Origin of the sequence: Prochlorococcus sp., assembly GCF_965655815.1 — a bacterium.
Lineage (GTDB): Bacteria > Cyanobacteriota > Cyanobacteriia > PCC-6307 > Cyanobiaceae > Prochlorococcus_A > Prochlorococcus_A pastoris.
The window spans coordinates 15,353-39,977 of sequence record NZ_CBFHHZ010000002.1 but is presented as its reverse complement, the minus strand read 5'-3'; the positions used below and the strand labels follow the sequence as shown (position 1 = coordinate 39,977).

Genomic DNA, 24,625 nt, shown 5'->3' with positions numbered 1-24,625 from the left:
GTGAATGAAATAAAATATAAATATTTTATTTTTAGCTCATCGATATTTATTTTCTTTGTCATATTTTTCCCCATACTTAATTTAATTAGGATTACTTTAAATTTTGACCCACTTAAAATCAATACTTCAAAATCAATACCCTATTCTTATGAAATATTCTCTTCTGATAATAAAACATTAAGAAAATTAAGTCGAAAATTCGATGTTCTTGATAATGCAAATGCGATACCATTTTTTCTAAAGTATTCTTTTATCTCGGGTGAGGATAAAAGATTTTTTAACCATAATGGAATTGACTTAATAGGTTTATCAAGAGCCTTTATTAGTAATATTCAGAGCGGATACTTTAAAGAGGGTGGAAGCACTATTACTCAGCAAGTAGCAAGATTAATTTTCTTAAATAATAATTTAAGTTTTCAAAGAAAAATTAAAGAAATAATAATTTCCTTAGTGTTAGACTTGAAATTCAGTAAAAATCAAATTTTAAAATTATATTTAAATAATATTTACTTAGGATCGGGAGCTTATGGTATTAATGAAGCCTCCCAAGTTTATTTTGGAAAACTTATAACGGAATTATCATTATCTGAGGTTGCCTTAGTAGCTGGATTAGCACCTGCTCCCTCGATTTATTCGCCTTATGAAAATATCGATTTAGCTATTAAAAAAAGAAATAAAATTTTAAAAGATATGTATATTGATGGCTACATCTCTTTAGACGAGAGAAATGAAGCCTTAAAGGAAAAAGTTAATTTAAATTATTCAATAAATAATAAAGATTCTAAAGATAATTTATTAGTAAATTTCATCCTCAAGGAAACAAATAACAAAATCAAAAATCATAAAAAGTACAAATTTTTACGGATAAAATCGAGCATCAATAAAGATTGGCAGGAAATAGGACAAAAAATTTCTAGGTCTATAGGGCCTAATAATATTGAAACAGCATTGTTATCAATAGAATCCAATAGCGGTTTAATTCGAACAATGATAACTAGTAAGAATCCAATAATAAACGAATTTAATAGAGTTACCTCAGCCATAAGGCCTTTAGGTTCAACTTTTAAAATTATTCCATATACTGCAGCATTAAAAGAAGGTATAAAATTAAGAGATAAATTCGAAGATTTACCTAAGTGCTGGGAAGACTATTGTCCCAAAAATTTTTCTGAAATTTATCGAGGTAAGATATCTTTAATAGATTCTTTTAAAACCTCTTCAAATATAGTTCCTCTAAAAATTTCTAGTAATATAGGTCTTAAAAAAATTATAAATCTAGCTAATTTATTTGGCCTAGGGTATGAACAACCGCTTGAAGAATTTCTACCATTAGCTATCGGATCTTATGGAGACAGCCTCCTAAATATTACAAATGCCTATGCAACTCTGAATAGCAATGGGAATCTATATAAGCCAAGCATTCTTGAAAAAATAGAATCAAATAATTATGAATTAATTTGGGAAAATAAATTTATTCATGAGAAGATATTAGATTCCGAAGTAAACAAAAGCCTAAATAATCTACTTGAAAAATCAGTTTCGGAAGGTACTTCGATAGCAGCCTCAATTAAAGGAGAAAGAGTATATGGCAAGACAGGAACTTCCGACGGGAACAGGGATCTTTGGTTTATTGGTTCAATTAATAATCTTACTACCGGAGTTTGGATAGGTTTTGATGAAAACAAAGAAACTAAGTTATCTAGCGGTAATGCAGCTTATTTTTGGAAAAAGTTCATAAGTAAAATATATGATTTAGAGATTTAATAAAAAATAATTTATTTTTTATTTATAAGAAATTTTTGCTGCATAAAATCCATCTCCTGGTTCATCAAATTTCGGTAAGATTTGTTTTTCACTATCTAATTTAATTTCCTTATTTTTTGTCAAAAATCTTTTAATTAGAAAATTATTTTCTTCAGGACATATTGTACAAGTTGAATAAACTAAAGTTCCATTTCTTTTTAAAAGAGGTAAAACGCTTTCTAATAATCTTTCCTGTAAAAGAATTAATTGATTTATTTTATCCTTACTTAAAGACCATCTTGAATCAGGATTTCTTGCGAAGGTTCCAATCCCTGAACATGGAGCATCAATTAAGATTTTATCAAAATAAGAGATAAGATTTGGTTGAATATCAACTAAATTAGTAGCATCAGCTTTCAAAGTTTTAACACTTTTTATATTTAATCTTTCCAAATTTGATTGAAGTATTTTCAATCTTTTTTCTGATCTATCAACAGCTAAGATTTCAGCATCGTCATTAGCTAACTGAGCTAAATGAGTTGTTTTACTTCCTGGGGCAGAGCAGGCATCTAGAATCTTTTCCCCTTTCTTTGGATTTAAAAGAGGAGCGACCCATTGAGAAGATCTATCTTGGACTACCCACAGCCCATCGCTGTAGCCAGGGAGTTTTTTAATAGACCTTGGATTAGAATTTAAGGCGATCCCATTTTTTAATTGACTGATTGCGGTAGCATTAATATTACATTCAGAAAGTTCATTCAAAAATTTATTTAAATCAGTTTTAAGAGAATTAATTCGCAAATCAATTGAAGGTTTTTTATTAAATGCCTTGGCGATATTTTTAGCTTCTTTTATTCCTACCCAATTAACAATTTCTTTTACAAGCCATATTGGTAATGACTCAAGAGAAGACAATCTCTCTATTTCATCTGAGGATATTTTTGGGACATGTTCTTTTTCTATATGTCTAACGGTATTTCGTAATATTGCATTTACAGTTCCAGCCAAACCTTTTAAATCAGTTTTCTTTGCAACTTCTACAGTTGAAGAAATAGCTGCAGAAAATGGAATTTTATCCATTTTTAATAATTGATATAAACCTATATGTAAAAGCCATCTTAGTTTTGGTGGTTGCTTAGTATGAGAAAGTTTTGATGTATGGTCTATCCAAAGATCAAGGAATTTTCTATACCTAATACATCCAAAAGATAATTCCGTTATGAATGCTATATCTAATGAATTGAACTCATAATTTTTTAGTACCTTTTCTAGAGCATGATCTGAATAAATTCCTGAACTTACTTTTAAAAGAATTTCCCAAGATGCTTTTCTTTGAAGGTACCCTTTAATCAATGTATAAAATCTTGTTTAGTAATATATGCTAAATATACTATTAATTATGAATATTGTTCTTAGCTATTAATTGAAGTATTAAACCAAATAAAACCAAGAACACTAACTAAGGTTAAATTGAATCCCAAAAATATATAGATGTTAAGAGAATGGACTTTTTCTCTTGAAAATAATTTATTTTTTTTCATTTGTAATTAGAACAAAAAGTTAAAGAGGTTAAAAGTGAGTCCCCATTTATTTTTTCTAAATCAATAACCTCTCTGGCTGGGAAAGGAATTAATTCTTTTAGAGCACTTAATTTCAAATACAAATTAATTATCCAATCTAAATTTCAAAAAAGTAAAGTTTGCACAAAGTTAAATTTATTTTAGATTAATCAAAGATCTATATTACTATTAATCTAACACGTGTTTTTAATATTTATTAATATCATTAGATTCTCTTAAGTTTTAAAATTGATTATAAATTTAGTGTTTAATTTAATAAAGATTACTAATAAATTCCTCAGCTATTCTTAAATGACCATTTAGCTTTTCGTCACTCATTTTATCTAAATTTCTCGTTAACATTGCAAGTCTATATTGTTTTCTAAAATAAGTTTCATTATCTTTTATAAATTTCCAAAACAAACCATCCCAGATTGAACACCAAGGACCACTTTTATAATCAGACATTTTTTTCACATAATTCGAGCTAGAAATATAAGGTTTTGTTGAAAAGATCCCTCCATCGCTAAACTGACTCATTCCATAAACATTAGGGACCATTACCCAATCATAAGAATCTATAAACATTTCCATAAACCATTTATAAACATGATCAGGATGTATACGACATAAAAGCATAAAGTTACCTATTATCATAAGCCTCTCAATATGATGGCAATAACCGTATTTAATAATATTATTTATGACGATATCTACTGGATCGATTCCTGTGGTTCCCTTATAGAAACACTCAGGCATAGGCTTATTATCAAAATTCCAAAAATTAGTAGTACGCATTTGGGTACCATATTTTTCATAAACTAAGCAAATAAATTCTCTCCATCCAACTATTTGACGAATAAAACCTTCTAAAGAGTTAATAGGAACTTTATTTTTTTCACCATAAGTTAATGCCTTATCAATAACTTCTTTTGCAGTCAATAAACCGCTATTTAAAAGAGGGGAAAGTAAACTATGCCATAAAAATACTTTTTCCTTACTAATTGCATCTTCATAATCGCCAAATAAAGAAAATCTATTTTCGAAAAAATCATGAAGCCAACTATCAGCTTCTTCGAAAGTAGTTGGATATATAAAATAATTACTTTCACCTATAAACTCAATCTGTAAATTAGAAATTATCTTTTCAGCATGAATTACAAACTGATTTTTTGGAAATTTTGGGATTTCAGGAATGTTTATATTCTTGGGTAATTTTTTTCTATTTAATTCATCAAAACTCCATTTACCTTCTTGAGGTGAGCCATCAGGATTCAATAATATATTTTGACTTCTTCTTTGATTCTCATAAAATCTACCCATCAAGGGTTTTTTGGAATTAGATTTAAAAGACTTTCGTAAGTCTTCATTAGTTACAAACATTGGTGACTGGAAAACTTGTAATTTAAGATTGTTGGCTTCAACAAATCTATTTATCCTCTTCATAATTAAAAAATCATGAGGATTTATAATATTTATCTTTTGATATTTTCCTTGCAAATATTTTGATAAATACTCTACGGTGGAAAGATTATTTTTATTCTCAATATAAATAACTTTAAATCCTGAATTTTGCAGATATTTTTTATATGCAAGCATTGAAGCTTTATGGAAAATTAATTTATTTTTGTGGTTAATTGACTTTTGAAATTTATCATTACCAAAAAATAATGAATCTTCAATAATCAAAATTTCACAACTTAACTTCAAGAGTGAGCTATCTCTAAAAAGTTGATTTGGAAATATGATCGATATCTGATTCATACTAATGACTTCCTATTTCTGCATCTATTAGAACAGTATTTAACTTCCTTCCAACAATCTTTCCATTTTTTGCGCCAATTAAATGGCCTGTTGCAAACGGGACATATTTTGCTTGGTAGGATTTTCAAAATTTAAAATTTTCTTTTATGAGTAGATTTAAATCTAGTTGAATCTTTAAGTTCCATATGTTTTGTTTTTCTTCCAGAAACTCTTTTTCTCCAAACTTTAAATGATTTTGGCTTAAGATTGTTTCTCATTATTTTAATAGCATCTTCTTCTTTTAAACCAAATTGATACTCTATCGCTTCAAAAGGAGTTCTATCTTCCCAACACATCTCGATTAATCTATCTATGTCAATAATTTCCATTTTTATTGCTTACATTCAGAAGTACAGAGTTTTTCGATATTTGATCTGCCAGTAATTTTAAGTCTGTATTTTGCCCAATATTTGTAAAATAACCTCAAAACCGGCGCAAAGAATTCTATTTTTAAAGGGTAGTAAACCCACCCTAACCCTATTAATTCATATGAATATGCTAATACGTCTAACCCTTTGATAATATTTCCATTTTCTAAAATCCCATGAAGATTTGACATTGCTTCTGCATATGAGATGTCCTTAAAAAGACTAGGATTATAATTAATATTGTTGATATCAACAAAGACAATTTTATTTAACTCGTCTTTGCTTTTTAAGAAATTAGTTTCTCTAAGACATAATGGACAACCACCATCGAATAAAAAGATTAATTTATTTTGCATCTTACTTTTTTATTTAAATATAAAATTTAAATAACTTTTTTGTGGACAATTAATAAATTAAAGATTTTTAAAGATTTTTATAAACGTTACTGATAGATTTTCAAAAGAAGCTTTATAAAGCCTTAATAATTTCTTTCTCTAATTCAATCAAAATTTTCCTAATGTATAAATTAATAACCATTGATTAAGGGATACATCAATGGTTTAAATTTTTAATCGTCTAAAAGATGAACTCCTTCTCCAATATCTGGAGCGAATTTACAATATTTTTCGAACACAATTCCAACTCCTCTCATCTTCTCTCCAAGCTCATCGTTGAATTGTTTCCATTCTTTTGATTCATTCTCTGGTAACGTCCAGCCCTGGGCTTCCACCATACTCGTTATAACCGTGTAATCCCATTCAATGTAAGCCATTTAATCGCGTCTAAATTACTAAAATATTATAAACTAAATAACCGATTAATAATCTATAGATTGAATTTGAAGTAATATAAAATTAATCATTTAAAACTTTAAAAAATTTATATTTTTAATTATATTTTTTGGAACGAATATAATTAAATTAACTTTAAACATTTTTAAGATGTCAATTTTGCCAAGAAGATTTGAGCGAATAAAAAATGTTTTAAATTGCAGAATGAAAAACTTAACGGTTCTGGTAGAGGCAGTAAATAAGCCACACAATTTATCTGCGATATTAAGAACATGTGATGCGGCGGGAGTTTTTGAAGCAAATTTTATTAGTGAAAAAGATAAAGTTAAAACTTTTAACAGTACAGCTCAAGGCAGTCAAAAATGGGTCAAATTAAATAATCATGAGACAACAATTTCTGCAGTATCTGAACTAAAAAAGAAAGGTTTTAAATTATATGGAACAACACTAAATGAGAGATCAACTGATTACAGGAATTTTAACTATTCAGAAAATACTTGTTTTGTTTTAGGAGCAGAAAAGTGGGGTTTAAGTGATCAACTAATTTCAAAAGTTGATGAATCAATCTTCATTCCAATGTCAGGAATGGTTCAATCTTTGAATGTTTCAGTAGCAGCTTCTATTTTACTTTTTGAAGCTATTCGACAAAGAGAAAGTAAGAGTTTACTTCCTCTTAAAGGAGAAGGTTTAAGTGCAGAGGAATACGAAAAAACATTATTTGAATGGAGTTATCCTGAGTTAGCTTCTATATACAGAAAGTCTGGAAATAAATATCCAAAGATGAATCAGTATGGAGAAATTAATGAAGTTGTTAATAACTAAAAAATATTAAAATTAACTTTCAATTCTCAAAAATATTTTCTAGTTCTTCTCCTATAAAAGAAAGACCTAAGACTAAAAAAAACATTGCTAATCCAGGGAATAATGCAGTCCACCAAATCCCAGTTGGTATAGCAGCAAGCGCAAGATTAAGATCACTTCCCCATTCTGGAACATTTGCAGGAACTCCTAACCCTAAAAAGCCCAAACTTCCTAATACCAAAACAGCATCAGCAGCATTTAAAGTAAGGAGAATAGGTAAAGGGGTTATTACATTTGGAAGTATATATTTAAAAATTATAGTTTTAACATCAGCCCCCGAAACCCTTGCAGCTTCAACATATGTCTCTGATTTTATTAACATTGTTTGATTTCTGATTAATCTAAAATATTGAGGAGAATAAACTATACATAGGGCTATAGAGGCATTAATAATCCCTTTACCAAGTACAAAAGCTACTACTACTGAGAGCAAAATAACAGGAATTGAAAAAATAGTATCCATTACAAGTGATAAGCATTTATCAAGGATCCCTCCAAAATATCCACTCAATAACCCTAATGGAAGGCCTAAAATTAAAGCAAAGAAAATTGCAAGGAATACAACTTCAATAGCTATAGATGACCCTTGTAAAGTTCTTAAACAAACATCCCTTCCTAATCTATCTGTACCACATAAATGTTTTAAGGAAGGTGGTGCAAAAATATCATTACTAAATGATGATAAAGAATAACCAAAAAAGTTATTAGCCTCTAATACTTTCATAATTAATACTATTAAAAGATATGAAAGTACAATTAAAAATCCAGTCTTTCTAATATTTTGAGCAACTTGATTTGATGAGTTTGAATTCACAAATTTATGATTATTCGAATCAACTAAAATATACCTATTGTTTCAAAGATTAAATAGCTTTTAGTTTTTAATTTGAAATTAATTACTGATTTAATTTCAGAACTGCCATAAAAGCTTCTTGAGGTACATCAACTTTACCCATTGCCTTCATCCTCTTTTTCCCTTTAGCTTGCTTCTTCAAAAGTTTCTTTTTTCTAGAGATATCTCCCCCGTAGCACTTAGAAAGGACATCTTTTCTTAATGCGCTAATACTTTCGCTTGCAATAACACGGCTGCCTATTGAAGCCTGAATTGGTATTTTAAATTGTTGTTTTGGTATTAGCTCCTTTAATTTCTCTACTAAGCCCCTACCAATTCCATAGGCCTTATCTTTATGAACGATAGAAGTTAAAGGATCAGCTCTTTCAGAATTTATAAGAACATCTAACCTCACGAGATCATTTTTTCTATATCCAATTAGATGGTATTCCATTGATGCATATCCTTGAGTTCTACTTTTCATTTGATCAAAAAAGTCAGTAACTACTTCTGCTAATGGTATTTCGTAAATCAAAGTCACTCTATCTGTAGTGATATATTTCATATCAATAAAAACACCTCGTCTTTCTTGGCATAAACCCATTAGTGTCCCGTTAAATTCATTGGGAGAATAAATTTCCATTTTTACATAGGGTTCTTCTATTGATTCTCTTGATTGAGGATCTGGGATTGTAGAAGGATTATCAATTAATATCTCTTCCTGATCGTTCAAATTAACTTTATATATTACTGAAGGCGCCGTTACTATCAAATCCAAATCATATTCCCTCTCCAATCTTTCCTGAACAATTTCCATATGAAGAAGTCCTAAAAATCCACATCTAAAGCCGAATCCCATAGCACTACTTGTCTCGGGTTCGTATTTAAGCGCTGCATCAGATAATTGCAGTTTTTCTAAAGACTCTCTTAAATCTGGATATTGATCGGCATCAGTTGGAAACAATCCACAAAACACCATAGGATTGGCTGTTTTATACCCAGGAAGAGGATCTTTAGCAGGAGAATTAAATAGTGTAATGGTATCTCCCACTCTTGCATCAGCGACTGACTTAATAGATGCAGCCAGATAACCAACTTCTCCCGCATGAAGTTCATTAACTTGCTTCTCATCAGGAGCCATTATTCCAATTTCATCTAACTCATAATTTTTCTTACTTGCCATAAGTAAGATCTTGTCCTTTTTATTGATTGACCCAGCTATTACTCTGAAGTAAACAATTACACCTCTATAGGGATCATAATAAGAGTCAAAAATAAGCGCCTTAGTAGGAGATTTAACTTCATCTTTAGGATGAGGAATTCTACTCACAACAGCTTCTAATATATCTTCTATACCTTCTCCAGTTTTAGCAGAACAATTTATTGCATTAGATGTGTCTAATCCAATAATCTCTTCAATTTCTTGCTTTATTTTTTCAGCATCAGCACCAGGCAAATCAACTTTGTTTAAGACAGGAATTATTTCTAAATTATTTTCAAGGGCAAGATAAACATTGGCTAATGTTTGAGCTTCTACACCTTGACTTGCATCAACAACTAATAAAGCACCTTCACAAGCCTGCAAAGATCTACTTACTTCATAAGAAAAATCAACATGCCCTGGTGTGTCAATTAAATTTAAAATGTATTCTTGCGAGTCATCTGCTTTATATTTCATTCTTGCAGCCTGTAATTTGATTGTTATACCCCTTTCTCTTTCAAGATCCATACTATCCAAAAACTGATCTTGCATATCCCTTTGCTTCACAGTACCAGTATCTTGAAGCAACCTATCCGCGAGAGTAGATTTACCATGATCAATATGAGCTATTATGCAAAAATTTCTGATTTTTGAAACAGATATATCAGTCATATAAATTAAAACGATTCCTATATTTTTTCTCTGAATTTATGATAGCTAATTAAAATTATGGATGGAAACCTAAAATAGAATTATTTCTTTTTTTAATATTTTCTAAAAAATTATTTTCACTTTCATTTTTTAATTCAGATTCATAAAGAAGATTATTTAATTTCTTCTCAAGATCAAACTTATCCGCATTAAAAAGACAAGATTTTTTTAAAACCTCAATCATTATTGAAACTGCTGTACTAGCTCCAGGAGAAGCCCCTAATAAAGCAGAAAGTGATCCATCTGCCGAGTTGACAATTTCCGTGCCAAATTGCAAAGAGCCTCCATCTTTAGTTTTTTTTATTATTTGAACTCTTTGCCCAGCATTTTCTAAATACCAATTAGAAGGCTCAGCTGATGGCATCATGTTCCTTAAGTTTTCAACTCTAGAATTATGACTCTTAAGAGATTGTGAAAAAAGATAATTAATTAATTCGTTATTCTTAATCCCAACATCAAGCATAGAAAATAAATTATTTTTTTTAATTGAACTAAATAAATCAAAGTAAGAGCCTTTTTTTAAGAATTTAGTCGTGAATCCAGCAAAAGGACCATAGAGAAGAAATTTTTTGCCTTCAATCCATCTTGTATCTAAATGCGGCACTGACATTGGAGGTGATCCTATATCTGCTTTCCCATAAACTTTTGCATTATGTTTTTCCGTTAACGACTTTTCCTCACAAATAAGCCATTTTCCACTAACAGGAAAACCACCATATATTTTAGCTTCTGGAATTTTAGATTTTTGCAAAAAGTTTATTGTTTTGCCTCCAGCTCCAAGGAAAACATATGAAGTGCTCAGGGAAACTATTCTATCTAGTGAACGAACTTTTAATTTCCATTGTTTTTTATCTGTTTTCTTTAAATCTATTAATTCTGTGTTATAGCTGATTTCAACATTTTTATTCTTAGAAATATAATTTAGATATTCTCTTGTTAAAGCCTCAAAATTGATATCTGTTCCTCTTTTTATTCGAGTAGCTGCAACTTTATCTGATGCATTTCTACTATTAGTGATAAGTGGTGCCCATGATTTTATTTGATTAAAAGATGATGAAAATTCCATGTCTGCAAACTCTGGATATTCAGACATTGCTTTAAATCTTTTTTTTAAAAAAGAAATATTTTCAGTACCTGTGACAAAGCTTATATGAGGAATAAATTTTAAAAATTTTTTAATATCTATCTTCCCAGTTGCATACAATGAGGCCCATAAAGACATTGAATTTTCAAAGGAACGATTTATAGAAAGAGCTTTGTCTATTTGTAAATCTCCATTTTCATCTAGGGGGGTGTAATTTAATTCGCAATTTGCAGCATGACCAGTTCCTGCATTATTAAATGCACCAGTACTTTCACTACCTGGTTTATTTAACTTTTCTATAATTAATATTTTTTTTGCAGGTAAAATCTCTGTAATTAATAACGCAAGTGTTCCGCTCATTATTCCTGCCCCTACCAATATCGCATCATAACTATTATTTTTATTTAGGATGTTTTTAGAAGTCACAACAGAAAAATTATTTTTTTTGCAATTAATCGCATTTCTTTCTAGGCTTATTATAAAGTTAATTCAAAATTATGAGTACTGAAACATTACCACTTACAAATGAAAATGTAGAAACGGTTTTAGATGAACTAAGACCTTTCTTAATATCAGATGGAGGTAATGTAGAAATAGCAGAAATTGATGGTCCCATTGTTAAAGTAAGACTTCAAGGAGCATGTGGAAGCTGCCCAAGCAGTACCATGACATTAAAAATGGGAATAGAAAGAAAGCTAAAAGAAATGATTCCTGAAATCAGTGAAGTAGTCCAAGTTTTGTGATCTATTTTTTGAAAATCTTTTTTACGACTCTTTACTTAATTCCTTAGTTAATGATGATTTAAAATCTAAGCAATTTATAGGAAGACCTTGACCTATAGCTATTAAAAGAGGAGCTAAAATTCCTAATGTAAATACTAAATTTGACTGATTAACTTCATTTTTACTTAATGTAAAAGTTATCAAATAAATAATAGTAAAGTATGCATGTAAAGAAAAAAATTCTTTTGGTTTTAAAGCGGGCCATCTCAAAGTATTTCCCAAAAAATATAAAAACCCTGTCATAAATTTAAATTAATAAGTAAAGCGGAAATTAAATATAAACCTAATCCCTTTTAGATATAAAGCACACCAAAATTTACTTAAGATAATAATTAAAAAAAAATTAAAAAATTATTTCTATCCGTAATATCTGGACAGTAACGCAAAAATACGCTTATAATTAAAAAGTAGCTATTGCTACATTTCGTTCACCCTCTTTAGAGGGCGCAGTTCGAGTCATACCAGGGAACGGGGGATGGCCGTTTTGTCACATCGAAACATGACTACTTTAACTTACAGAGGTAAAAACTACGTTCAAAACAAAAAGGCTGCAATTAAGCAACCTGTTGAACTTACCTACAGAAGAAACGTATACACCAATAGAATGGATGACGCTTCTTCAACTAATGAAAAGGCAGAATTAAATTACAGAGGTGCTAACTACACTAAATAATTTTATTCCAAAAAGAAAAAACCCCTAAATAGGGGTTTTTTTTTGGCTATATTAATTAATAATCAGAATTATTTTAATGTCTAGCGATTGCTGCAATACTGATGAGTTAAATAAAAATTTGAAAGGTCTTGATCATAAAGATGCTATTCAAGAAAGGTATGGTTCTGCTGCATTAGAACAAGAGAGTTGTCTTTGCACACCTGTTGGTTTTAATCCTGTTTTACTTGAAGCAATTCCTGAAGAAGTAATTGAGAGAGATTATGGATGTGGTGATCCAACAAAATATGTAAAGAAAAATGATATTGTTTTAGATCTTGGTAGTGGGAGCGGCAAAAATGCCTTTATTTGTTCTCAAATTGTTGGGGAAAAAGGGAAAGTAATTGGGGTTGATCAAAATCCTGATATGCTTAAATTATCAAGATCTGCTTCAAAAAAGTTTTCAGAAAAGATAGGTTTCAACAATACAGAATTTCTTGGAGGATCAATTGAAAATCTCGATGAAATAGATAAAGATTTAAATCCATTAATCGCAGACAAATCAGTTGATATCATTTTAAGTAATTGCGTTTTAAATTTAGTAAATCCTGAATCTAGAAAAAATCTTTTAAGAAATATAAAAAGAGTTCTTAAAGATAATGGAAGAATAGCCATAAGCGATATTGTCTCAAGTAAAAAAGTTCCTTTAAGATTGCAAAATGATCATGATCTATGGACAGGATGTATTAGTGGAGCGTGGTATGAGCCAGAATTCCTAAATGATTTTAAAGATCTATGTTTTAAAAACTTAGAATTCGCGGAGAGAAGTAATGAACCTTGGAAAGTTATTGAAGATATTGAATTTAGAACAGTTACTTTAGTAGGGAATATTTAGCCCTTCTCAAGAAATTTAATTTTAAATATGAATGACAATTAATTTAAGAGATCAAATACCCGCATTAAAAAATAAATATTACTTCAATTATGGAGGTCAAGGACCATTACCAAAATCTTCTCTAGAAGCAATAGTTAAAACTTGGGAAATCATTCAAGATTTAGGACCATTTACAAATGATATGTGGCCTTTTATTTATAAAGAAATATTGATCACAAAAAGAATAATTGCGGAAAAATTAGGTGTTAATTCAAAAAATGTAGCTTTAACTGAGAATATATCTTCTGGAATGATTTTGCCTTTTTGGGGTATAAAAGTAGAAGAGGGAGAAGAATTGTTAATAAGTGACTGTGAACATCCTGGAGTAGTAGCTGCAAGTAGAGAATTTTGTAGGAGAAATAAATTAATATTCAAAATTTTACCAATCCAAAAAATTAAAAATCTAAACGATGAAAATATAATTTTAGAGATTTCAAAAAATCTAAATAGTAAGACTAAGATCCTAATTATTTCTCATATTTTGTGGAACTTTGGATATAAAATTCCTTTAAAACAAATTTCTATCGAATTAAAAAATAATCGCGCAAATTCTTATCTACTTGTTGATGGTGCTCAAACCTTTGGTCATATAAAAATTGAAGATGAAGTTTTTTATTCTGATCTATATTCCATAACTTCTCATAAATGGGCATGTGGTCCTGAAGGACTTGGAGCTATTTATGTCTCAGATAGATTTATTCATGAAACAGATCCAACAATAATTGGTTGGAAATCATTAAAAAAAGAACAAGGAATTTATGAACCTTCAGATAATCTTTTTCATGAAGATGCAAGAAAGTTTGAAGTAGCTACCTCTTGTATTCCTTTACTTGCAGGTCTTCGGAATTCTTTAGATCTTTTGGATAAAGACTGTACTGAAAAAGAAAAAAGCAAAAATATCAAAAGATTAAGTGGAAGACTTTGGGATAGTTTAAGTCAATTTAAAGAAATTGAATTAGTTTTAGAAAAAAAATACTTAAATGGGATAGTTAGTTTTAATATCGACAATATTGAAGATAAGTACAAATTTGTGAAGAAACTTGGAGAAAAGAAAATTTGGATTAGAGTTTTAGAAGACCCAAAATGGTTTAGAGCATGCGTGCATCAGATGACAACAAACGATGAAATTGATTTACTTTCTGAAGAAATAAAAAAATTACCAGGGAATTTCTGAGCTATCCCATGCAATAAATTTTCCGGTAGATGCTGGTGATTGATTTTTAATAATATTGATCAAGAATTGGGATGATTTTTCTGTACTAAATAATTTATGTTCTGGAACAAATTTATGAAAAGGTCTAGATAAATCAGTATCTACTGTCCCTGGATGAAGCAATGTAATAGTAGCTTTTGGAAAACGTCTAGCCCACTCAATACTCAAAGATTTAAAAAACTGATTTTGCGCAGATTTTGCAGCTCTATATGAATACCAACCTCCAGTTTGATTATCTCCAATGCTTCCAACTCTTGCACTTAAACTCGCAAAATTAAAATCACTATCTTTTGGTATAAATTCTTCAATAGCTTTAGCTAATAAAATAGGAGAAAAGGCATTTATTGAAAAACTTTCCATCATATTTTTTTTATCAAGATGTTGTAATCTTTTTTCTGGCTTAAGATTTTCACTATGAAGTCTTCCAGTAGCGTTAACTACCAATCTTAATTTTGAAGAATGATTCGAAATTTTACTTTTAAACTGCAAAAGTGATTGAGAATCCTCTATGTCTAATTCCCAAAAAGAATTAAATTGACTTTTTCTTCCACACAAAACGACATCCAATTCTTTTTCACTTTTGCTCAGATCTGTAGCTAGTTGGGTACCGATTCCACCAGAGCCTACAACCAACGCTAAACCTTTCATTTTTGAAGAATAAAATTTTTTTTAATTCTAAGAAACTTTTCTTGTGATTTGTGCAAATAGCTCTCTTATTTGCTTAAGAAATTTTATTTGGATTTACTTTTTTCTTCTAAAAATTTATAAGCAATTTTTCTATCATCAAAATCAATTATTTTATCATTAAGAATTTGATAGTCCTCATGCCCTTTGCCTGCGATTAAAATAATATCTTCTTTTTTTGCAAATTCAATAGATTCCTTTATTGCTATAAATCTGTCAATTTCAATTTTTATTTGATCTCTTTTTTCAATACCCTTTAAAATCTCACTTACTATTTTTTCAGGGTCTTCTGATCTTGGATTATCTGATGTAATGAAAACGTAATCAGAAAACTCTTCAGCTATTGATCCCATTAAAGGCCTTTTACTAGAATCTCGATCTCCACCACATCCAAAAACAGTTATAAGTTTTCCTTCACAAAGTTTTTTAATTGATTTCAAAACTTTCTTTAAACCATCAGGTGTATGAGCATAGTCAACAATTACATTTGGTAGTAATGCTGAAACATCATTATTTTCGATATCAATTTTCTCCATTCTCCCAGGAGTACCAGGGAAAGATTTTATTAATCTTGATAAATCTTTTAAAGAGAAATTAAGTTTATACAAAATTGTTATTGCTTGAATTGCATTCATTAAATTAAACTCTCCAACTAGTGGAACAAAAAGGTTTATTTTTTCTTCAGGGGTATGAAAGATGCATGAGCAACCATTTCCAGTAAAAATTTTATCTGTTACATAAAATAATTCTTCATTTTTAAATTCACTCTTAGTAATCTTTGTAGAGACTAATGACGATCCCTTTTCAAGGTCAGATGATAATTTAGATATCCAGAGGTCATCATGATTTAATACGGAAATTCCATCTTTATCTTTTAAATAAGGTGGGAAAAATAATTTTCTTTTTGTTTGAAAATAAGATTCCATATCTGAGTGATAATCAAGATGATCTTGAGTTAAATTAGTAAAAATAGCTGCTTCAAATTCGCAGCCGGATATCCTGTTTTGAGCAATAGAATGAGAACTTACTTCTAATATCGCGAATTCAGATTCTGCCTCAACAGCAGCATTTAATTTTTTTTGAAGTTTATCAGCGAAATCAGTTGTATGAGAAGCCACCTCAGAGAAGCCAGGCCATCTATTAAATAGGGTCCCAAATAATGCAGTCTTTTTTCCTAATTTTTTTAAAAGATATTCCATTAAAAAAGTAATTGTCGTTTTTCCATTTGTACCCGTAACACCAATAAGTTTGAGTTTTCTTGAAGGCCTATTCCAAAACTCAGCGACTATTTGACCAAAAATATAATCTAAATTATCCTCTATAACCAAAATCCTTTCTCGATCAATAGATCCAATTTTCTTTTTTGCAGCAGATCCAATAATGGCAGCCTCTGCACCATTTTCAATTGCCTCAATACAATATTTTCCGCCATCAACATTTAGACCAGGCATACCTAAAAATAAAGTTCCTTTTTGTACTTCTTTAGAGTTAAAAGAAATATTATTGATTTCTTTATCAATTAGATCTAAGGAGGGGATAATTCCTACCAAATCTAAAAGTCTATGTAATTTTATAGATCTCATATAACAAAAATTATTTCTTCAGAATGGTATTAATATTTTTTTGAAACCAATTCTTTAATTGATCATCTTTTAATCTTGGAGAAATACGAGGTAATTCTATAATTTCCTCAGACTTATTTCCTTCAACCGCAATAACAGGTACTTCATAATCATATTTTTTATATATATCTTTATATAAATCGACCCTATCAATATCAATTTCTTTAAGCTCCTCTAGATTAGGGAATAACTCATTAAGATTTATTTTTGCCAGTTTGTTTTTTAATGAATCACAAAGGCAACATCCCTGCCTAACAAAAATAAATATTTTCATTCATTCAATCAGGAACAGGGTCACATCCACAGGGAGTTAAAGGATGACATCTGCTTAATCTTCTTAAAGTTAACCACCCTCCCTTCCAAGGACCATGTCTAGTAATTGCCTCGTATCCATAAGAGCTGCAGCTTGGTATAAATCTACATCTTGGTCCGAAAAAAGGAGAAAACCACTTTTGATAAAAGGAAATCATAAAAAGAAGTATAGAAGTAATTGATTTATTAATAGTTTTGAACACTTTAATGATGTAAAATAACAGTTCAGTAGTAATTAGTTTAATTGAATTTAATCAATTATCCAATTTATTGCAAATCTCAATTTTAATTTAAACTTATGTCAAGATACCGCGGCCCAAGATTAAGGGTTACGCGTCGCTTGGGAGAACTACCAGGTCTCACTAGGAAAGCTTCAAAGAAGTCTAATCCTCCAGGTCAGCACGGCCAAGCCCGTCGCAAGCGATCAGAATACGCAATTCGCCTAGAAGAAAAGCAGAAACTTAGATTCAACTATGGAGTTTCTGAAAGACAACTAGTTCGTTACGTTAAAAAAGCAAGGGCTCAAGAAGGCTCTACAGGAACCAATCTCCTTAGACTTTTAGAAAACAGATTAGATAATGTTTGTTTTAGATTAGGTTTTGGTGGAACTATCCCTGGTTCAAGACAATTAGTAAATCATGGGCATGTAACCATTAACGGAAAAGTTCTTGATATTGCAGGTTACCAATGTAAACCAGGAGATGTAATTAGCATTAAAGAAAACAAAGCGAGTAAAAAACTTGTTGAAGGTAATATTGAATTTCCTGGTTTAGCTAATGTTCCACCTCATATAGAGTTAGATAAAGCTAAGTTAACAGGCAAAATCAACGGAAAGTGTGATAGAGAATGGGTCGCGCTTGAAATAAATGAGTTATTAGTTGTTGAATACTATTCAAGAAAAGTATAAAAATCCTTTTCTTCAAATTATTAAATCACTCACCTTATTGGTGAGAGGTTTAATTAATTCTTATTTTGAAAACAATGGGAAATAAGAAAAATATTATCAAAAAGCCAGGTGTTAAAACCTTATCAATTCATCATGGAGAAACATTCTCTGAAGAAACTGGATGTGTCATGCCACCAATTTTTTCTACCTCAACATTTAAACATGGTAATAAGGGCAATTTCGATTACACCAGATCAGGTAATCCAAACTTTAAAATTCTAGAAAATATACTTAAATCCATAGAAGAATCCAAATATTGTACAATTTTTGGATCTGGCATAAGTGCAGTAACTGCAATTACATCTTCATTAAAATCAGGAGATAAAATACTCTGCGAATCAAATCTATATGGTTGTACAGTAAGAATGTTCGATAAAATTTTTAAAAAATTTGGAATAGAAGTTTTATATACAGATTTTACAAATAAAGAAAATTTTAAAGAAATTAAAGACTTTCAGCCAACTTTAATCTGGCTCGAAAGTCCAACAAATCCTCTTCTGAAAGTACTTGATATTAAACTTATTTGTAATGAAGCTAATAAGTACAAAATACCTGTAGTTCTAGATAACACCTTTTCTACAGCTCTCATTCAAAAACCTCTAGAACTAGGCGCAACACTATCTCTTATAAGTACAACAAAATTTATAAATGGCCATAGTGATGCACTTGGTGGAGCAGTCCTAACAAATAATGAGGAATGGAATAATAAGATGCTTTTCTCTCAAAAAGCTTTAGGACTTCAACCCTCGCCTTTTGATACATGGTTAATTACAAGAGGAGTAAAAACTCTCCCTCTAAGAATCGAACAACAATCAAAAAGTGCCGAGATAATTTCTAAGGAAATTGAAAATCACAGAATAATTAGTAAAGTTTTTTATCCCTTTAATCAAAAACATCCACAATTTAATTTAGCAAAATCACAAATGAAATCTGGTGGTTCAATGATCACCCTTAAATTAAATTTAAACAAATCGGACACTTTTAAAGTTTGTAAATCACTCAGATATTTCTCATTAGCAGAGAGTCTTGGAGGCGTTGAAAGTTTAATTTGCCACCCAGCAACAATGACTCATGCATCTGTTGATGACAAAACAAAAAACCTCCTAGGTATTAATGACTCACTTATAAGATTGTCGATAGGTTGTGAAGATACAAATGATTTAATCTCAGATATCTTATTTGCCTTAAATAAATTCTAAAAAGTGAGAAATTTACTAAAAAATCCAATATGGAGAAGTTTAGAGTTGGGATATTCGATTCCTGATAATGCACATGCTGTTTCTGTAGCTTTACCAACTTGGGAAGATGTAATTAATTATGAGGAAAAAAATCCAAAATGCATGGAATTGTTAAAGTCAATTTATCCTCGTTTTGGACTTAATCCTTTAGTAAAAAGATTATGTGAAAAGGTAAAAAAAGAAAGTCACTTAAATGATCTAAGTATCTGGCCCTATCCAAATGAAAGAATAGCTTTAAAAGCAAAAAAATACTGTGATATAAATTCTTCTAAAGGATCTACATATATCGAAAGAAGGCATAATTTAGCTTTTTTAATTACCAGAGAATCAGCGAGCAAATATGCAAGATCTTTTTGGCAACATACCGGTCTCGGTATATCTTCAAGAGCTGCTGCAATTGAATTGGGCCTAGAGGATTGCCCTTCAAAATCTTTAGCGATAGAAAGTTGTCAAAGAATAAAAGATAGAATTTCTAAGTTTACAAAAACAAACTCTAATGATGTTTACTTGACCTCATCTGGCATGTCAGCGTTATACACATCATTAGAAATAATATATAAATTATTTCCAGATAGACCTACACTTCAAATTGGTTTTCCATATGTAGATGTACTTAAATTACCAATGAATATCTTTCATGGAGCCAAGTTAATAACAGAAGAAAATTGCAAGGATATTGAATTAGAAATGATAAAAATAAATCCAGCAGCCTTGATTATTGAATTACCAAGTAATCCAATGCTCAAATGTGTGAACATAAAAAAAATTTCAGAAATAGCTAATAAATTAAATATACCTGTGATAGTTGACGATACTATTGGTTCAAATTTAAATATAAATTCTCTAGAACATGCAGATATCGTTTTCACTTCACTAACAAAAATCTTTTCAGGTAGCGGGGATATTCTTGCCGGGTCACTAGTACTAAATCCAAAAAGCAGATGGATTGATCAGTTTAGAAATGCTTTAAATGAAATCAACCTTCCAATGCTTTCAGATGGCGATATGGTTTCACTCGAAAAAGCTAGTAGAGATGTAAAAAAAAGAGTTTTTGAGCAAAATAAAGCATGTTTAGAATTAAAAAAAAGATTAGAAACCCGTAAAGAGATCAAAAATATTTTCCATCCCGAAAATTGTCCTAATTTCAATTCCATACTTACTTCTGATGGGGGATATGGTTGCTTATTATCGTTTGAATTAAAAGGAGGTCTTGAGCAAGCTAAAAAGTTTTATGATTATCTTCAAATATCAAAAGGACCTAGTTTAGGTACAAAATTTACCCTTGTATGTCCTTATGTTTTATTAGCTCATTATGACGAATTAGATTGGGTTGAAAGTTTTAACATTCCTTCGCACCTTATTAGAGTATCTGTTGGACTAGAAGATAAAGATCACTTATGGAGAACCTTTTCTGAAGCATTAAATAATTTTTAAATATCTAGTATTTACCGTATAAAAACTTATATACTCTTTTTCAAAAAAAATAGTTAGTATTAATATATATTTTCTTAATAATATAAATGGCAAAAATTTATGAGGACAACAGTTTTGCTATTGGAAACACTCCATTAGTAAAATTAAAATCAGTTACTAAAAACGCAAAAGCTACTGTATTAGCAAAAATCGAAGGAAGAAATCCTGCATATAGTGTTAAATGCAGGATTGGTGCAAACATGATATGGGATGCAGAGAAAAGCGGAAAACTTACAAAAGACAAAACCATTGTTGAACCTACATCTGGAAATACTGGAATTGCCTTAGCTTTTACTGCTTCAGCAAGAGGTTACAAACTAATCCTTACAATGCCGGAATCTATGTCTATTGAAAGGAGAAGAGTGATGGCAGTATTAGGAGCCGAAATTGTTTTAACAGAGGCTTCTAAAGGTATGCCAGGAGCAATCGCCAAAGCTAAAGAGATCGCAGAAAGTAATCCCTCTCAATACTTCATGCCGGGTCAGTTTGATAATCCAGCAAACCCAGAAATTCATTTCAAAACAACTGGGCCTGAAATTTGGGATGATTGCGATGGTGAGATTGATGTTTTTGTTGCAGGGGTTGGAACAGGTGGAACAATTACAGGAGTCTCAAGATACATCAAACAAGAGAAGGGCAAGAATATTATTTCTGTAGCAGTAGAACCATCACATAGCCCTGTTATTACACAGACAATGAATGGCGAAGAAGTTAAATCTGGACCACACAAAATACAAGGAATAGGCGCAGGATTTATTCCTAAAAACCTTGATTTATCAATTGTTGATAAAGTTGAGCAGGTTACGAATGATGAATCAATCGAGATGGCTCTTAGATTGGCAAAAGAAGAGGGGCTTCTCGTGGGAATATCTTGTGGAGCTGCTGCCGCTGCTGCTGTTAGATTAGCTGAGCAAGATGAATATGCAGGAAAAACTATAGTGGTTGTTTTACCAGATTTAGCTGAGAGGTATTTATCATCAATTATGTTTACCGAAGTTCCAAGTGGAATAATTGAGGAGCCAGTTAAAGCTTAAATTTATTTTTTCACCAGAAATGAATCTGGTGAAATGTACATAGCATCGCCATAAGAGAAGAATCTAAATTTTTCTCTTATGGCTTTTTTATAAAGATTTAGTAATCTTTCTCTACCAATCATTGCGCTTACTAGTAGTAATAATGAACTCTTTGGAAGATGAAAATTAGTTAATAATCCATCAACTGCTTTGAATTTATAGCCTGGCTTAATTACTAAATCAACATACTTATCTATAGGAATTAGATCTCCCATTTCATACGAATAGCAACTTTCAAGAGCTCTTACACTTGTAGTTCCAATAGCTATTACTCTTCTGTCCGTTTTTTTTACTCTTTTTATTTCTTCTACCACTTCCCTACTAACACTGACCCACTCTTTATGAAGTTTTAAATTAGATAAATCTTCTTGATCAATTGGCTTAAATGTTCCATAACCTACATGCAAAGTAATTGGCATAACTAATATGCCTTTTTTTTTTAAATTTGAAATAAGACTTTTACTTAAATGTAATCCTGCTGTTGGCGCAGCAACTGCTCCAGGATTACTTGCATACTCAGTTTGATAACTATTTTCATGAAAAGATTCTTCTTCGGCACTTTTTATATATGGAGGGAGAGGTATTTCTCCATATATATCAAGCAGATTATTCATTGAAATTAGATCATTTATATTTTCTGGAAACTTGATAAATCTTCCTCCAGTTTCTGTATCAATCCCAGAAATATGCAATTTTATATCTTTTGCCAAGGATGATTTTAAATTTAATTGACTGTTTATTTTTAACTTTTTAGCAGGCCTTGCTAAACATAGCCAAGTAGATTGATCTGCTTTCTCCAAAACTAATAATTCGACTAATTTCCCATTTTCTAATTCAACCTTTAACCTTGCTTTCATCACCTTCGTATCATTTACAACGACCAAATCACCCTTTCTAAGTTCGTCTAAGAGATTCTTTGTATATTTATTTGTTGTAAAGTCTTCTTCTAATGAACTATCTCTAACTATCATTAATCTAGATTCATGCCTTATTTTATAAGGTTTATTAGCAATTAATGTTTCATCAAGAATATAATCATAAGCTTCTAGCTTATGATCTATTTCTTCATTATGAATTTCAAAATTCAATTAAATTTAGGCTACAAGTGTTTCTGGCTCGTTTTCAATGAGAGAAGACAAGTCTTTTAAGAATGATGCACCATCAGCACCATAAATTACTCTATGATCAGCGGTTAAGTTTACTTGCATTATTTTTTTAACAGATATTGAGCCATCATTATTAGCAACAACTGTTGGCTTCGATGATGCTATGGCTAAAATCGCACCTGTACCTGGTGGAAGTATTGCATCAAACCTGTCAACACCAAACATTCCTAAATTTGACAAAGTAAATGTTCCTGTTGAGTATTCATCTGGTTCTAATTGTTTTGCTCTAGATCTTTTCACAAGATCTTTCCACTCTCTAGATAATTCAAATAAATCAGTGTTACAAGGTTCTTTTAATACTGGAGTTATCAACCCTCCATCTTCCATAGCAACAGCCACAGCAATATTTATATTTTCTGGATAAGAAATTCCGTTTTCTGAAAAGCTTGAATTAACTTGGGGATGTTTTTTAAGTGTCTTTGCAACTGCCTTGACTAACAACGCAGTCATAGTAACTCCATTTTGCTTTACTTTCTTGTAAAAATTATCCAATTTATCAGTATTAATTGAATACCCAACTCTAAAACATGGAACATTTAAACTTGATTCCATATTCTTATTTACAGCTTTTTGAAGAGTATTAAATTGAACAGTTTCCCCAGGCTTTCCAAAACTATTCCCTAATATCTCTGACTTCCTTTCGGCTTGAACATGAGGACTGGAAATACTAGCGGGAGAACTCCCCTCTCCTATCCATGGGATAGACACAGGTTGGCCATTTGCCTTCAGTACATCATCAGCCTGAATCCTTCCATGAGGTCCTGATCCATGCACTTTTGCTAATTCGACTCCCATTGTAGAAGCAAGTTTTTTTGCCCTTGGAGATGCTATTACTCTTGAAGAATTATTACTAGTAGAGGCGTTAAATTGAATCTCATTAGAGGTAATTAGCACTTTTTCCCTTTTAATCTCGACTTCCTGCTCATTATTTTGAGGCACCTCTCTTTGCTTTTCTTCTTTTATTTCAGGTTTGTTATTTGGCAATTCGAGTTGGCCATCACTGGATACTTCAGTCTGTTTACCTTTATTTTGTTCTTGTATAGAAGCTATCTCATCCTGATTCTCTACAATAAGTCCGATGGTTTCACCAACTGGAGCAGTACTACCAGCTGGCATTAGTACTGCAGCAAGATATCCATCTTGAAAAGATTCAACATCCATATCAGCTTTATCTGATTCAACAACTAAAACAGATTCTCCTCTTTCGACTTTATCTCCAGGATTCTTTAACCATTCAACAATTTTACCTTCAGTCATAGTAGAACTAAGAGCTGGCATAAATATTTCGTGAGACATACAAGATCAGTTATAGTAGGGGATCTGGTGGTGGTGTCTACAAAAGTGTCTACACTTTTCTACGTCAGACTCACTAAATCCGTGTTATTCATATTATACAAAAACAGGTTCTATAGGGAACCATAGAAGATTAAGAAAGTAATAAAAAGGATATCGAGTTACAGGTGGATTAGAGAGCATTTGCACAAAAAAAAGACCCCTATTTCTAAAGGTCTTTTTTTGGTTTTACCGAATCAAGTGTTTCCTTGTTTCCACTGTTTAAGTAAAACCTCTCCTACACACAA

At 30.7% G+C, this 24,625-nt stretch carries 26 protein-coding genes; 10 read left to right on the top strand and 16 right to left on the bottom strand.

What is annotated here, in order from left to right; genetic code table 11:
- Nucleotides 1-1,764, top strand: a complete 1,764-nt coding sequence (locus tag ACTF45_RS03290) for a transglycosylase domain-containing protein (RefSeq protein WP_438949343.1) — start codon at nucleotides 1-3, stop codon at nucleotides 1,762-1,764.
- An 18-nt stretch (nucleotides 1,765-1,782) separates the two neighbouring features.
- Here the strand turns inward: ACTF45_RS03290 and ACTF45_RS03285 are convergent, their stop codons facing one another.
- The 6 genes from ACTF45_RS03285 to ACTF45_RS03260 all read right to left on the bottom strand — a co-directional run bounded on the left by ACTF45_RS03285 (nucleotide 1,783) and on the right by ACTF45_RS03260 (nucleotide 6,245).
- Nucleotides 1,783-3,096 (bottom strand): 16S rRNA (cytosine(967)-C(5))-methyltransferase, encoded by a 1,314-nt coding sequence (locus tag ACTF45_RS03285; protein WP_288347364.1) that lies wholly within the window; start codon nucleotides 3,094-3,096, stop codon nucleotides 1,783-1,785.
- A 479-nt stretch (nucleotides 3,097-3,575) separates the two neighbouring features.
- Nucleotides 3,576-5,066, bottom strand: a complete 1,491-nt coding sequence (locus ACTF45_RS03280; protein ID WP_438949342.1) for a cryptochrome/photolyase family protein — start codon at nucleotides 5,064-5,066, stop codon at nucleotides 3,576-3,578.
- The gene (locus ACTF45_RS03275; RefSeq protein ID WP_071812973.1) at nucleotides 5,063-5,194 is read right to left on the bottom strand and encodes a DUF2256 domain-containing protein; all 132 of its coding nucleotides are present in this window, start codon (nucleotides 5,192-5,194) and stop codon (nucleotides 5,063-5,065) included. The genes ACTF45_RS03280 and ACTF45_RS03275 overlap by 4 nt, the downstream gene beginning before the upstream one ends.
- A gap of 3 nt (nucleotides 5,195-5,197) precedes the next feature.
- Nucleotides 5,198-5,434 carry a TIGR03643 family protein gene (locus ACTF45_RS03270; protein ID WP_011132060.1) on the bottom strand — a complete coding sequence of 79 codons (237 nt, stop codon included), beginning with the start codon at nucleotides 5,432-5,434 and terminating at the stop codon, nucleotides 5,198-5,200.
- Between the two features lie 2 nt (nucleotides 5,435-5,436).
- Nucleotides 5,437-5,829, bottom strand: a complete 393-nt coding sequence (locus ACTF45_RS03265) for a thiol-disulfide oxidoreductase DCC family protein (protein WP_288347367.1) — start codon at nucleotides 5,827-5,829, stop codon at nucleotides 5,437-5,439.
- 212 nt (nucleotides 5,830-6,041) lie between these two features.
- Nucleotides 6,042-6,245: a hypothetical protein gene (locus ACTF45_RS03260; protein WP_036930908.1), complete on the bottom strand. Its 204-nt coding sequence runs from the start codon at nucleotides 6,243-6,245 to the stop codon at nucleotides 6,042-6,044.
- Nucleotides 6,246-6,414: 169 nt separating this feature from the next.
- On the opposite strand from ACTF45_RS03260, the gene ACTF45_RS03255 reads away from it, so the two are divergent.
- Nucleotides 6,415-7,086 carry a TrmH family RNA methyltransferase gene (locus ACTF45_RS03255; RefSeq protein ID WP_288347370.1) on the top strand — a complete coding sequence of 224 codons (672 nt, stop codon included), beginning with the start codon at nucleotides 6,415-6,417 and terminating at the stop codon, nucleotides 7,084-7,086.
- 19 nt (nucleotides 7,087-7,105) lie between these two features.
- Here the strand turns inward: ACTF45_RS03255 and ACTF45_RS03250 are convergent, their stop codons facing one another.
- The 3 genes from ACTF45_RS03250 to ACTF45_RS03240 all read right to left on the bottom strand — a co-directional run bounded on the left by ACTF45_RS03250 (nucleotide 7,106) and on the right by ACTF45_RS03240 (nucleotide 11,409).
- Nucleotides 7,106-7,849, bottom strand: coding sequence for an ABC transporter permease (locus tag ACTF45_RS03250; protein WP_288347374.1), 744 nt, complete (start codon nucleotides 7,847-7,849; stop codon nucleotides 7,106-7,108).
- Nucleotides 7,850-8,021: 172 nt separating this feature from the next.
- Entirely contained in the window at nucleotides 8,022-9,830 is a 1,809-nt protein-coding gene (lepA, locus tag ACTF45_RS03245; protein ID WP_438949341.1) for a translation elongation factor 4, read from the bottom strand.
- A gap of 55 nt (nucleotides 9,831-9,885) precedes the next feature.
- Nucleotides 9,886-11,409 (bottom strand): malate:quinone oxidoreductase, encoded by a 1,524-nt coding sequence (locus tag ACTF45_RS03240; RefSeq protein ID WP_438949458.1) that lies wholly within the window; start codon nucleotides 11,407-11,409, stop codon nucleotides 9,886-9,888.
- Between the two features lie 41 nt (nucleotides 11,410-11,450).
- Here ACTF45_RS03240 and ACTF45_RS03235 point away from each other — a divergent pair, with 41 nt between their 5' ends.
- Nucleotides 11,451-11,696, top strand: a complete 246-nt coding sequence (locus ACTF45_RS03235; protein ID WP_011132054.1) for a NifU family protein — start codon at nucleotides 11,451-11,453, stop codon at nucleotides 11,694-11,696.
- A gap of 21 nt (nucleotides 11,697-11,717) precedes the next feature.
- Here ACTF45_RS03235 and ACTF45_RS03230 read toward each other — a convergent pair whose 3' ends face one another.
- The gene (locus tag ACTF45_RS03230; RefSeq protein WP_288348231.1) at nucleotides 11,718-11,978 is read right to left on the bottom strand and encodes a hypothetical protein; all 261 of its coding nucleotides are present in this window, start codon (nucleotides 11,976-11,978) and stop codon (nucleotides 11,718-11,720) included.
- A 256-nt stretch (nucleotides 11,979-12,234) separates the two neighbouring features.
- On the opposite strand from ACTF45_RS03230, the gene ACTF45_RS03225 reads away from it, so the two are divergent.
- The 3 genes from ACTF45_RS03225 to ACTF45_RS03215 all read left to right on the top strand — a co-directional run bounded on the left by ACTF45_RS03225 (nucleotide 12,235) and on the right by ACTF45_RS03215 (nucleotide 14,492).
- The gene (locus ACTF45_RS03225) at nucleotides 12,235-12,408 is read left to right on the top strand and encodes a DUF4278 domain-containing protein (protein WP_438949457.1); all 174 of its coding nucleotides are present in this window, start codon (nucleotides 12,235-12,237) and stop codon (nucleotides 12,406-12,408) included.
- 76 nt (nucleotides 12,409-12,484) lie between these two features.
- Nucleotides 12,485-13,279, top strand: a complete 795-nt coding sequence (locus ACTF45_RS03220; protein ID WP_438949340.1) for a methyltransferase domain-containing protein — start codon at nucleotides 12,485-12,487, stop codon at nucleotides 13,277-13,279.
- A gap of 31 nt (nucleotides 13,280-13,310) precedes the next feature.
- Nucleotides 13,311-14,492: an aminotransferase class V-fold PLP-dependent enzyme gene (locus ACTF45_RS03215; protein WP_288348227.1), complete on the top strand. Its 1,182-nt coding sequence runs from the start codon at nucleotides 13,311-13,313 to the stop codon at nucleotides 14,490-14,492.
- Here the strand turns inward: ACTF45_RS03215 and ACTF45_RS03210 are convergent.
- The 4 genes from ACTF45_RS03210 to yidD all read right to left on the bottom strand — a co-directional run bounded on the left by ACTF45_RS03210 (nucleotide 14,475) and on the right by yidD (nucleotide 17,352).
- Nucleotides 14,475-15,179 carry an SDR family NAD(P)-dependent oxidoreductase gene (locus ACTF45_RS03210; protein WP_438949339.1) on the bottom strand — a complete coding sequence of 235 codons (705 nt, stop codon included), beginning with the start codon at nucleotides 15,177-15,179 and terminating at the stop codon, nucleotides 14,475-14,477. The two genes, ACTF45_RS03215 and ACTF45_RS03210, sit on opposite strands and share 18 nt — an antisense overlap.
- An 83-nt stretch (nucleotides 15,180-15,262) precedes the next feature.
- Nucleotides 15,263-16,798, bottom strand: a complete 1,536-nt coding sequence (locus ACTF45_RS03205; protein ID WP_438949338.1) for a UDP-N-acetylmuramoyl-L-alanyl-D-glutamate--2,6-diaminopimelate ligase — start codon at nucleotides 16,796-16,798, stop codon at nucleotides 15,263-15,265.
- A 10-nt stretch (nucleotides 16,799-16,808) separates the two neighbouring features.
- Nucleotides 16,809-17,111 (bottom strand): glutaredoxin family protein, encoded by a 303-nt coding sequence (locus tag ACTF45_RS03200; protein ID WP_288348116.1) that lies wholly within the window; start codon nucleotides 17,109-17,111, stop codon nucleotides 16,809-16,811.
- A 4-nt stretch (nucleotides 17,112-17,115) separates the two neighbouring features.
- A complete protein-coding gene (gene yidD / locus ACTF45_RS03195) occupies nucleotides 17,116-17,352 on the bottom strand; it encodes a membrane protein insertion efficiency factor YidD (RefSeq protein ID WP_025928090.1) in 237 nt (78 codons plus the stop codon).
- 95 nt (nucleotides 17,353-17,447) lie between these two features.
- Between yidD and rpsD the strand changes: the two genes are divergently transcribed.
- The 4 genes from rpsD to cysK all read left to right on the top strand — a co-directional run bounded on the left by rpsD (nucleotide 17,448) and on the right by cysK (nucleotide 21,840).
- On the top strand, nucleotides 17,448-18,056 hold the full coding sequence (gene rpsD, locus ACTF45_RS03190; RefSeq protein WP_288348113.1) for a 30S ribosomal protein S4: 609 nt from the start codon (nucleotides 17,448-17,450) through the stop codon (nucleotides 18,054-18,056).
- A gap of 74 nt (nucleotides 18,057-18,130) precedes the next feature.
- Nucleotides 18,131-19,294, top strand: coding sequence for a trans-sulfuration enzyme family protein (locus ACTF45_RS03185; RefSeq protein WP_288348111.1), 1,164 nt, complete (start codon nucleotides 18,131-18,133; stop codon nucleotides 19,292-19,294).
- A gap of 3 nt (nucleotides 19,295-19,297) precedes the next feature.
- Nucleotides 19,298-20,767, top strand: coding sequence for a PLP-dependent transferase (locus ACTF45_RS03180; protein ID WP_288348109.1), 1,470 nt, complete (start codon nucleotides 19,298-19,300; stop codon nucleotides 20,765-20,767).
- Between the two features lie 86 nt (nucleotides 20,768-20,853).
- Nucleotides 20,854-21,840 (top strand): cysteine synthase A, encoded by a 987-nt coding sequence (gene cysK / locus ACTF45_RS03175; RefSeq protein ID WP_438949337.1) that lies wholly within the window; start codon nucleotides 20,854-20,856, stop codon nucleotides 21,838-21,840.
- A gap of 2 nt (nucleotides 21,841-21,842) precedes the next feature.
- Here cysK and queA read toward each other — a convergent pair whose 3' ends face one another.
- Entirely contained in the window at nucleotides 21,843-22,967 is a 1,125-nt protein-coding gene (queA, locus tag ACTF45_RS03170; RefSeq protein WP_288348105.1) for a tRNA preQ1(34) S-adenosylmethionine ribosyltransferase-isomerase QueA, read from the bottom strand.
- Nucleotides 22,968-22,973: 6 nt separating this feature from the next.
- A complete protein-coding gene (locus tag ACTF45_RS03165) occupies nucleotides 22,974-24,341 on the bottom strand; it encodes a dihydrolipoamide acetyltransferase family protein (RefSeq protein WP_288348103.1) in 1,368 nt (455 codons plus the stop codon).
- Nucleotides 24,342-24,625: the final 284 nt, after the last annotated feature.